The 9,064-nt window shown below is 69.8% G+C and carries 8 protein-coding genes; 5 read left to right on the forward strand and 3 right to left on the reverse strand.

The genetic code is table 11. The annotated features are described in order from the left end of the window. The coding region (locus tag G3O06_RS44640) for a hypothetical protein (RefSeq protein ID WP_241020560.1) at nt 1-857 on the reverse strand (857 nt) is incomplete at its 3' end. Nucleotides 858-1,006: 149 nt separating this feature from the next. Between G3O06_RS44640 and G3O06_RS44645 the strand changes: the two genes are divergently transcribed. Together G3O06_RS44645 and G3O06_RS44650 are read left to right on the forward strand one after the other, a co-directional pair. Beyond that, nucleotides 1,007-2,131, forward strand: coding sequence for an NAD/NADP-dependent octopine/nopaline dehydrogenase family protein (locus G3O06_RS44645; protein WP_205819895.1), 1,125 nt, complete (start codon nt 1,007-1,009; stop codon nt 2,129-2,131). Next, nucleotides 2,128-3,138, forward strand: coding sequence for a 3-hydroxybutyryl-CoA dehydrogenase (locus G3O06_RS44650; protein ID WP_205819896.1), 1,011 nt, complete (start codon nt 2,128-2,130; stop codon nt 3,136-3,138). The genes G3O06_RS44645 and G3O06_RS44650 overlap by 4 nt, the downstream gene beginning before the upstream one ends. A gap of 128 nt (nt 3,139-3,266) precedes the next feature. Here G3O06_RS44650 and G3O06_RS44655 read toward each other — a convergent pair whose 3' ends face one another. Both G3O06_RS44655 and G3O06_RS44660 read right to left on the reverse strand, forming a co-directional pair. Next, complete coding sequence (locus G3O06_RS44655) at nt 3,267-4,604, reverse strand: MFS transporter (protein WP_205819897.1); 1,338 nt, start codon at nt 4,602-4,604, stop codon at nt 3,267-3,269. A 145-nt stretch (nt 4,605-4,749) separates the two neighbouring features. Beyond that, a complete protein-coding gene (locus G3O06_RS44660; RefSeq protein ID WP_205819898.1) occupies nt 4,750-5,640 on the reverse strand; it encodes a LysR family transcriptional regulator in 891 nt (296 codons plus the stop codon). 101 nt (nt 5,641-5,741) lie between these two features. Between G3O06_RS44660 and G3O06_RS44665 the strand changes: the two genes are divergently transcribed. From G3O06_RS44665 to G3O06_RS44675, 3 genes are all read left to right on the forward strand, one after another. After that, a complete protein-coding gene (locus G3O06_RS44665) occupies nt 5,742-7,295 on the forward strand; it encodes an AMP-binding protein (protein ID WP_205819899.1) in 1,554 nt (517 codons plus the stop codon). Between the two features lie 11 nt (nt 7,296-7,306). Next, a complete protein-coding gene (locus G3O06_RS44670; protein WP_205819900.1) occupies nt 7,307-8,494 on the forward strand; it encodes an acyl-CoA dehydrogenase family protein in 1,188 nt (395 codons plus the stop codon). Then, nucleotides 8,491-9,064, forward strand: a 574-nt coding sequence (locus G3O06_RS44675) for a CoA transferase (protein ID WP_205819901.1), incomplete at its 3' end; no start/stop codon positions are given. The genes G3O06_RS44670 and G3O06_RS44675, both read left to right, overlap by 4 nt.

Here is a 9,064-nt window from a genome sequence, read left to right on the forward strand (position 1 = left end):
TAGTGCAGACAAGCTCTACTCACGATCCAATGAGCGCTGATGATATGTGTCAGATCTATTAGTTCCAGCAGCAGACGGCATACGAGTTGGGTGCAGGTAACTGCAGTTCCGTCTTGTGCTCTTCTCATCTCCTGTTCGGCGAGTGCGGGCGGCTCGCCGAGGTGCGCATCGACGTGATCGCATGCGCGGCGCACGTGCGCCGGCAACGGCGGCGTGCCGCGCGCAAGCGCATCGCTGTACGAATGCGGCAGGTGCGTGAGCAGCAGCGACATCAGCCACGCGGTGAGGTCGGCGCCGAAGGTCGTCGCGGCTGCGCCGATGCCCGGCTGCGCGCCGAGCCGACACAGGTATTCGAAGGTCGGCAGCAGCAGTGCGGCGCCCGCGCCGGCACCGCCGGCAGCGAGATCGAACTGCAGCGGCCGCGTGAGCGTGGCCCGCAGCATGTCCTGCAGCTTGCGTTCGAGCGCGCCGCGTTCGAGCCGCAGCACGAGGTTGCGGCAATCGGGGCTCGTGCTCAGGCGGCTTGCGAGCGCGGGCGACGACACGGTCAGCTCGCCGGGGCCGGCGCGCGCGACGACGCTGCCGGCCTGCAGTTCGCAGGCGCCGGCGAGCGTCAGCCTGAACAGGAAGTGATCGGCATCGCCGCCGAAATCGACGCGCGTTTCGCGGCCGTAGCAGAGTTCGAGCAGCGCGCCGTGATGCAGCGGCACTTCGTACAGCTCCGCATGGAACGGATCTCGGCCGCGCGCGGCCATCCGGTGCGGCCCGAGCCGGTGCGCGACCGCGCGTTCGACCTCGTCGGGAGCGTGCAGCGTGCCGAGCCGGTTCGGCGCATGGCGGGACAGGGCGATATCCATTCACGGACCTCGTAGCGGATGCGGGGGCGCGGCGGCCTGCGCATCGCCGCGATTGCGTTGCGCGAACGGGCGTGCCGTTGCGCGTTTTGAAGCGACGCGGCGCAGGCGGCCGCGTAGTCTCGGAGACACTCAATCACCGGGAGAAGACGATGAAGGTATGTGTTCTGGGCGGCGGCCACGGCTGCCATGCGGCGGCCATCGACCTGCTCGAGAAGGGCCATGACGTGACGTGGTGGCGGCGCGACCGCGAGCCGCATGCGCGGCTGCGCGAGCTCGGCGTGCTGAACGTGACCGACTATCGCGGCAAGCGCGCGGTGCCGCTCGGCGATGCGCCGGGTGCCATCCGCCTGACCGCCGATCTCGCAGCCGCATTGCGCGGTGCGCAGCTCGTCGTGGTGCCGCTGCCTTCCACGTCGCACGACGCACTCGCCGCGCAGGTTGCGCCTTTGCTGGAGGACGACCAGGTCGTCTTCCTGCCGCCCGGCACGTTCGGCAGCTTCGTGTTCGCGCAGGCGGCGTCCGATGCCGGCAACCGTTCGCGCGTCGCATTCGCCGAAACGGGCACGCTGCCGTACCTGGTGCGCAAGCATGGCGACAACGACGTCGTGATCAGCGCGTATGCGACGCGCTTGCCGACCGGGGTATTTCCGGCGAACGCGGCCGGCTGGGCATTCGACGTGCTGCGCGCGGGCTATCCGTCGGTCGAGCCGGTCGAGGATGCGCTGTCCGGCGCGCTGATGAACGCGGGCCCCGTGATCCATCCCCCGCTGATCCTGATGAACGCCGGACCGCTCGAACACTTCGACGCATGGGACATCCACAACGAAGGCACGCAGCCGTCGATCCGCCGCGTGACGAACGCGCTCGACGCCGAACGCATCGCGGTGCGCGAAGCGCTCGGCTACCGCGCGCCGCATTTCCCGCTCGCGGATCACTACGCGGCGGAAGGCGACGAATGGATGTACGGGCGCGGCGCGCACGGCAAGCTGACCGATAGCGGCGACTGGCGCGAGAAGATCGATCTGCGTACCCATCGCTACATGCTCGAAGACACCCGGCTCGGGCTGTCGTTCATCGTGTCGTGCGGGCGTTGGGCCGGCGTGCCGACGCCGGTTGCGCAGGGGCTGCTGAGCATCGCGAGCGCGGTTGCGGTGCGCGACCTGTATGCGGAAGGGCGCACGCTGGAGCGGCTCGGGATCGCGGGGCTGTCGAAGGACGCGATGCGTGCGCTGCTCGACGCCGGAGTTGCCGGCGCCGCGGGAGTTTCAGCATGAGCGCGGCCGCCGAGGTGATGCGCGTGCATGTGCTCGGCGCGGGGCGCATGGGGCAGGGGATCGCGCTCGTGTTCGCCTTTGCCGGGATCGACGTGACGCTGATCGACTTCAAGCGGCGCGATGCGGCTGGTCAAAGCGCCTTCGACGATCGCACGCGCGACGAGATCGCGAGGCCGTTGCACGCGCAGGTCGCGCTCGGCCGAATCGATGCCGCGCAGGCCGGTGCGGCCGTCGCGCGCATCGCGATCGTTGCCCGGGACGGTGCTGCGGAAGCCGTGCGTGATGCAGATGTCGTATTCGAGGCGCTGCCTGAAGTGCTCGATGCGAAGGCCGACGCGTTGCGCTGGCTCGGCGAGCATGTCGACGCGCACGCAACGATTGCGTCGACCACGTCGACGTTCGTCGTCACCGAATTGCAGCGCCATGTCGCGCACCCGGAACGGATGCTGAATGCGCACTGGCTGAATCCCGCGCTGCTGATGCCGCTGGTCGAGATCAGCCGCAGCGATGCGACCGACCAATCGGTGGTCGATGCGCTCGCCGCGCTGCTTGAACGCGTCGGCAAGAAGCCGGTGATCTGCGGGCCGGCGCCCGGCTACATCGTGCCGCGCATCCAGGCGCTCGCGATGAACGAAGCTGCGCGAATGGTCGAGGAGGGCGTCGCAAGCGCGGAGGATATCGATACGGCCATCCGCACGGGCTTCGGCCCGCGCTTCGCGGTGCTCGGGCTGCTCGAATTCATCGACTGGGGCGGCTGCGACATCCTGTACTACGCGTCGAAGTACCTGGCCGGCGAGATCGGCCCGCGCTTCGCGCCGGCCGCGAGCGTCGTGCGCAACATGGAAAGCGGGCGCGACGGCGTACGCACGGGCGCGGGCTTCCACGACTATGCAAACGTGGATGTGCCCGCGTACATGCGGCAGCGGCTCGGCGAATTCGCGCGGTTGCTCGATCACCTGGGACTGGCGCCGGTGTTCGACGGCGGGCGGCGCAACCAGGACGCGTAGCCCGGCCGTCGCGGCGGCGTGCGCTCGCGGCGCCGCGCAAGCGTACATGTGGCACCGTGAACCGGCGTGTCGCTCCCCCGGCAGCAACGGCAACGGCACGGGCGTGACGGCCGGCGCGCGCCGCGCGCTCATGCCGTATCGCCGCGCGTGCCGGCGGCCGGTGCGGCACGCGTCTCGCGCATCACGCACAGCGTCGCGACGGTCACGAGGCCGAGCGCGATGAGGAACAGCGATACGGGCCACGACGCGTGATAGTGCGCGAGCAGCGCGGTCGCGATCAGCGGCGACATCCCGCCCGCGAAGATCGACGCGACTTCATGTCCGAGCGCGACGCCGGAGTACCGCACTTCGGTGCTGAACAGCTCGCCGACGAGCGCGGGCAGCGTGCCGATCATCGCGCCGTGGCTCACCGCCGTGCCGACCGTGAGCGCGAGCCATACGAGCGGCGTCGCGCGCGTGTCGAGCAGCCAGAAGAACGGGAACGCGCACGCGACGAGGCTCAGCGCGCCGATCAGGTACACAGGCTTGCGGCCGATCCGGTCGGACAGCCGGCCCCACGCGAGCATCGCGCCCATCTCGACGATCATCGCGATCATCACGCCGGTCAGCATCACGCCGTTCGGGATGCCGACGTATTTGCCGTAGACGAGCGAGAACGCGAGGAAGATGTACGCGCCGCCGTTCTCGGCCACGCGCAGCCCCATTGCGAGCAGGATTTCCTTCGGGTGGCGGCGGAGGCATTCGACGACCGGCAGGTGCGTGTGCGCGCCGCGCTTGCCGGCCTGCTCGAAGTCGCGGCTTTCCGGCAGATGGCGGCGGATATAGATGCCGATCGCGAAGATGACGATGCTCGCGAGGAACGGCAGCCGCCAGCCCCACGTGCGGAATGCGTCGTCCGGCAGCGCCTGCGCGGCGAGGAATGCAGCCGACGACAGCACGAAGCCGCCGCCCACGCCGAGCTGGCTCCACGCGGCGTAGTAGCCGCGTTGTTCGGGCGGCGCGTTCTCGCTGATCATCAGTACGCCGCCGCCCCATTCGCCGCCTGATGCGATGCCTTGCAGCAGGCGCAGCACGACGAGCGCGGCCGGCGCCCACACGCCGACCTGCGCATAGGTCGGCAGCAGGCCGATCGCGAAGGTCGATGCGCCCATGATCAGCAGCGTCCACACGAGCGACGCCTTGCGCCCGTAGCGATCGCCGACGTGGCCGAACACGATCCCGCCGAGCGGCCGCGCGACGAAGCCGAGCGCGAAGGCCGCGAACGCGGCGAGGCTGCCCGCGAGCGGCGATGCGCCGGGCGGGAAGAACACGTGGCCGAACACGAGCGCCGCGGCCGTGCCGTACACGAAAAAGTCATACCACTCCATCGCGTTGCCGGCGACGGAGGCGATGACGATCCGGCGCAGCTGCCGGTCGGCGAGCGGCCGGGCGGCGCTCGGGGATTGCACGGTGTCGGTCGGGTACATGGCGGACTCTGAAGGGGGAGGCGGGCGCGTGCCGTCTTTGCAGCACTGCGGGCTAGTGTTGTCGGCACCGTGCCCCCGGTCAAATCCGCAGAAAAAGGGGAGTGACATCACTCCCGCTGATGATGGTCGCGGCGCTCCTTCGCGCCTACCCCACGCTTTCCCGCAGCAGCGCGATCATCCGCTGCGCCAGCGGCGGCACGTACGCGCCTGCCCGGTGCATCGCGCCGATGCGCCGGTCCAGCTCGAGTTCGCCGGCCCGCAGGTCGAGCGCGCGCAACCCGCTCACCTGGTCGAGCGCATCCGTGCCGCCGACGCACAGCAGCGGCGTGCCGCGCAACAGCTGCAACAGCGACGTATTGCCGAAATCGGTCTCGATGCGCAGGCGCGGCGCGGGCAGGCCGCGTGCGCGGAATGCGTCGTCGATCCGGTGCCGCACGGGAATCGTCGCTTCCGGCAGCAGCCATTCCTGATCGGCGAGATCCGCGAGCGTGAGCCCGCGCTTGCGCTGCAACGGGTGCGCGGCGTCGGCGAGCACCGCCAGCCGGTCGTCGAACAGCGCGATGGTGTCGAGCCCGGCGTCCTGCTGCTGCGGTTCGGGCGCGACGACGAGATCGAGCTCGCCGGCCGCGAGCAGGTCGAGCAGTTCGCGCGCGAGCCGGCAGCGCAGCCGCAGCCGCGCGGCCGGCCGTTCGCGGATCAGCTGCCGGCACGCACCGAGCACGAGCGCATTGGGCACCGTCGGCGAGTAGCCGATCCGCACCACGCCCTGTTCGCCGCCGCGGATCGCGCGCATCTCCTGCATCGCGTCATCGAACTCGAGCGCGATCCGCTGTGCGCGCGCGACGAAGCGTGCGCCGGCCGGCGTCGGCGTCATCCCGTTCGCGGTGCGCTCGAACAACGTCACGCCGACTTGCGCCTCCAGCCGCTGCACGGCTTTCGTGAGCGCCGGCTGCGACAGCCCCAGCGCCTCGGCGGCCTTGCCGATACTGCCGTGCCGCTCGACGGCCAGCAGGTACTCCAGATCGCGCGTGTCCATCGGGGGATTCCTGTCGGTTATGACTTTATATCCGGTGATGCATTGTGGTGATGCCTGGGCATCTTACAGACTGGCGGCACTGTTCGACCAGGAGAATCGTTTTGAGCTTCGCCTACTTCCTGCGGCGCGCGGCCCGCTACTGGGGCAGCCAGCCCGCCGTGATCCACCGCGACCGCACCGTCACGTACCGCCAGCTCGACGAGCGCTCGACGCGGCTCGCGAATGCGCTGCGCGGCCTCGGCTTCGCACCCGGCACACGCATCGCCGTGCAGGCACGCAACTGCATCGAGCTCGTCGAGATCGAATGCGCGCTGTACAAGGCCGGCCTCGTGAAAGCCGCGCTGAATCCGCGCTTCACGGCGGCCGAGGCGGCCGACGTCGTCGGCAACTGCGCACCCGCCGCGTTCATCGGCGGGCGCGGCTACACGGATTACACGCCCGATTCGCCGGGCTTCGCGTCGGTCGAGCGTTTCGTGTCGATCGGCGGCGCGGTGGCCGGCTATCTCGACTACGAAACGCTGCTCGCGAAGGGCGGCGATACGCCACCCGCCACCGTGCCGGCGGCGGACGATCTCGCCGTGCTGCATTTCTCGTCCGGCTCGACCGGGCGCATCAAGGCCGCGATGCAGAGCTACGGCAACCGGCTCGCGTCGCTGCGCAAGATCGTGCTGGGGATGGACCGCCCCGCGCAGCCCGGCGACCGGCTCGCGCTGATCGGCCCGATCACGCATGCGTCCGGGATGCTGATGCAGCCGTACCTGTTCTGCGGCGCGACGCTCGTGCTGTTCGACGCGTTCGAGCCCGCGCATTTCCTCGCCGACGTCGCCCGCCAGCGCATCACGCACACGTTCATGGTGCCGGCGATGGTCAACATGCTGCTGAACGCGCCCGAGCTCGCGCAGGCTGACCTGCGCAGCCTGAAGGTGCTCGGCTACGGCGCGGCACCGATGGCGCCGGCGCGCATCGAGGAAGCGTGGGCGCGCATCGGGCCGGTGCTGTCGCAAGGCTATGGCGCGAGCGAATCGACGTCGGGTGTTACGCGGTTCGGCATCGCGGACCACGCGCACGCGCTGCTGCACGACCGCGAGCGGCTCGCGTCGTGCGGCCGGCCGCTCGGCGAAACCGAGGTGCGCGTGGTCGATGCCGACGGACGCGAAGTCGAGGGCGATGCGATCGGGGAGATCGTGATTCGCGGCGCGGACGTGTTCCAGGGCTACTGGAATGCGCCGGAGCTGACGCGCGAGGTGCTGGTCGACGGGTGGCTGCACACGGGCGACCTCGCGCGTACCGATCGCGACGGCTTCATCTATCTGGTCGACCGCAAGCACGACATGATCATCTCGGGCGGCTTCAACGTGTATCCGACCGAAGTCGAAGCAGCGCTCTACCGGCACGAAGGCGTGCTCGAGGCGTGCGTGATCGGCGTGCCCGACGACAAGTGGGGCGAGGCCGTGAAGGCCGTCGTCGTGCTGCGCGCCGGCCGTGAGGCGCAGGCGAACGATCTCGTCGCGCATTGCCGCGCGCAGCTCGCCGATTACAAGCTGCCGCGCTCCATCGATTTCGTCGCCGAGCTGCCGAAGAACGCGAACGGCAAGATCGCCCGCAAGCTCGTGCGCGAGCAGTACTGGCGCGGTGTCGCGCGCCGCGTCAACTGAAGGAACCCGCCATGTTCGATCATCTGCAACGCCCTGAATTCGTCGCGCTGCGCGCGGCCGTGCTGCGCTTCGTCGACGACGAACTGCGCCCGATCGAGCGCGAGCTGCGGCTCGACTCCGAAGGCGTGTGGCCGCGCGACGTGCTGCGCCGCGTCTGGCAACGCTCGGCCGCGCTCGGCTTCTATACCGCGAGCCTGCCCGTCGAGATCGGCGGACAGGGGCTGTCGATCGCCGAGGTGTGCGCGCTGAAGGCCGACCTCGCAGCGTGCGGCGCGGCGCTCGCGCCGCATGTGCTCGGCGAACTCGGCGGGCCGCCGCGCGTCGGCAACATGCTGAAGTACGCGACGCCCGCGCAGCTCGATCGCTATTTCAAGCCGGTGATGCGTGGCGAGAAATCGACGTGCTTCGCGCTGACCGAACCGCACTCGGGCTCGGACGCGATGAGCATCCGCACCACGGCGGTCGAGGACGGCGATGCGCTCGTGATCAACGGCACGAAGCATTACATCAGCGGCGCGCCGTTCGCCGATTTCGCGATCGTGATGTGCGTGACCGATGCGTCCGCGTCACCGCCGCAGATCACGGCCGTGCTGGTCGATCTCGACCTGCCCGGCGTAAGCGTCGAGCATGAGTACGTGCCGATGTCCGGCCAGCACATCGACGCGGACATCCGCTTCGTCGACGTGCGCGTGCCGCGCGAGAACGTGTTCGGCGGGCTCGGCAACGGCTTCCGGCTCGGCATGTCGCGCATCAACGTGAACCGGCTGCTGCATTGCCCGACGATGCTCGGCCTCGCGATGTCGGCGTACCGGGCGTCGCTCGATTACGCGCGCACGCGCCGGCAGTTCGGCGGCCCGATCGCGCGGTTCCAGGCGATCCAGCACATGCTGGCCGACATGGCCGCCGCGTTGTGGGCATGCGAGAGCATGATCGCGCATACGGCCGCGCTCGCTGATGCAGGCGCCGACCTGCGGATGACGGCCGCTGCATGCAAGCTGTACGTGTCGGAGCGCTGCTTCGAGGTTGCGGACAAGGCCGTGCAGATTCACGGCAACGTCGGCGTCACGCGCGGCCATCCGGTCGAGCAGACGTTCCGCAAGCTGCGGATGTTCCGGATCCTGACGGGCACCAGCGAGATCCAGCGCAACACGATCGCGAAGGCGATTCTCGAACCGGCCGGCGCAGGAGGCGGCGCATGACGGCGCGCGACGACGCACGCGGCACGCACGGTGAGTGGCCGGCTCGCGACGGTGACAGCGACGCGCCGGCCTGGTCGTGCCTGCGCGGCGTGCGGATCGTCGATGCCGGTCAACTGCTGCCCGGCCCGCATGCGTGCTCGCTGCTGCGCCAACTCGGCGCCGAGGTGATCAAGGTCGAGCCGCCGGGCGGCGACGCGCTGCGGCAGTTCGGCGCCGACACGTTCGCGCAGTTCAATCGCGGCAAGCGCTCGATCGTGCTCGACCTGAAGACGCAGGACGGACACGCACGCTTTCTCGATCTCGCGCGCGACGCCGATGCGGTGGTCGAAGGGAACCGGCCCGGCGTGATGGCGCGGCTCGGGCTCGGCTACGACGTACTGGCGCGTGCGAACCCGCGCATCGTGCTGTGCTCGATCACCGGCTACGGGCAGGACGGCCCGTATGCGAACCGTCCCGGCCACGACCTGAACTTTCTTGCCGACGCCGGCTACTGGTCGGTGCCCGCGCAGCTGCACGACACCATCGCGCGGCCGCGCGTGCGGCTGGCCGATCACGCGGCCGCGCTGCACG

The sequence above is a fragment of the Burkholderia sp. Ac-20345 genome, from assembly GCF_017104825.1.
Taxonomy (GTDB): Bacteria; Pseudomonadota; Gammaproteobacteria; order Burkholderiales; family Burkholderiaceae; genus Burkholderia; species Burkholderia lata_B.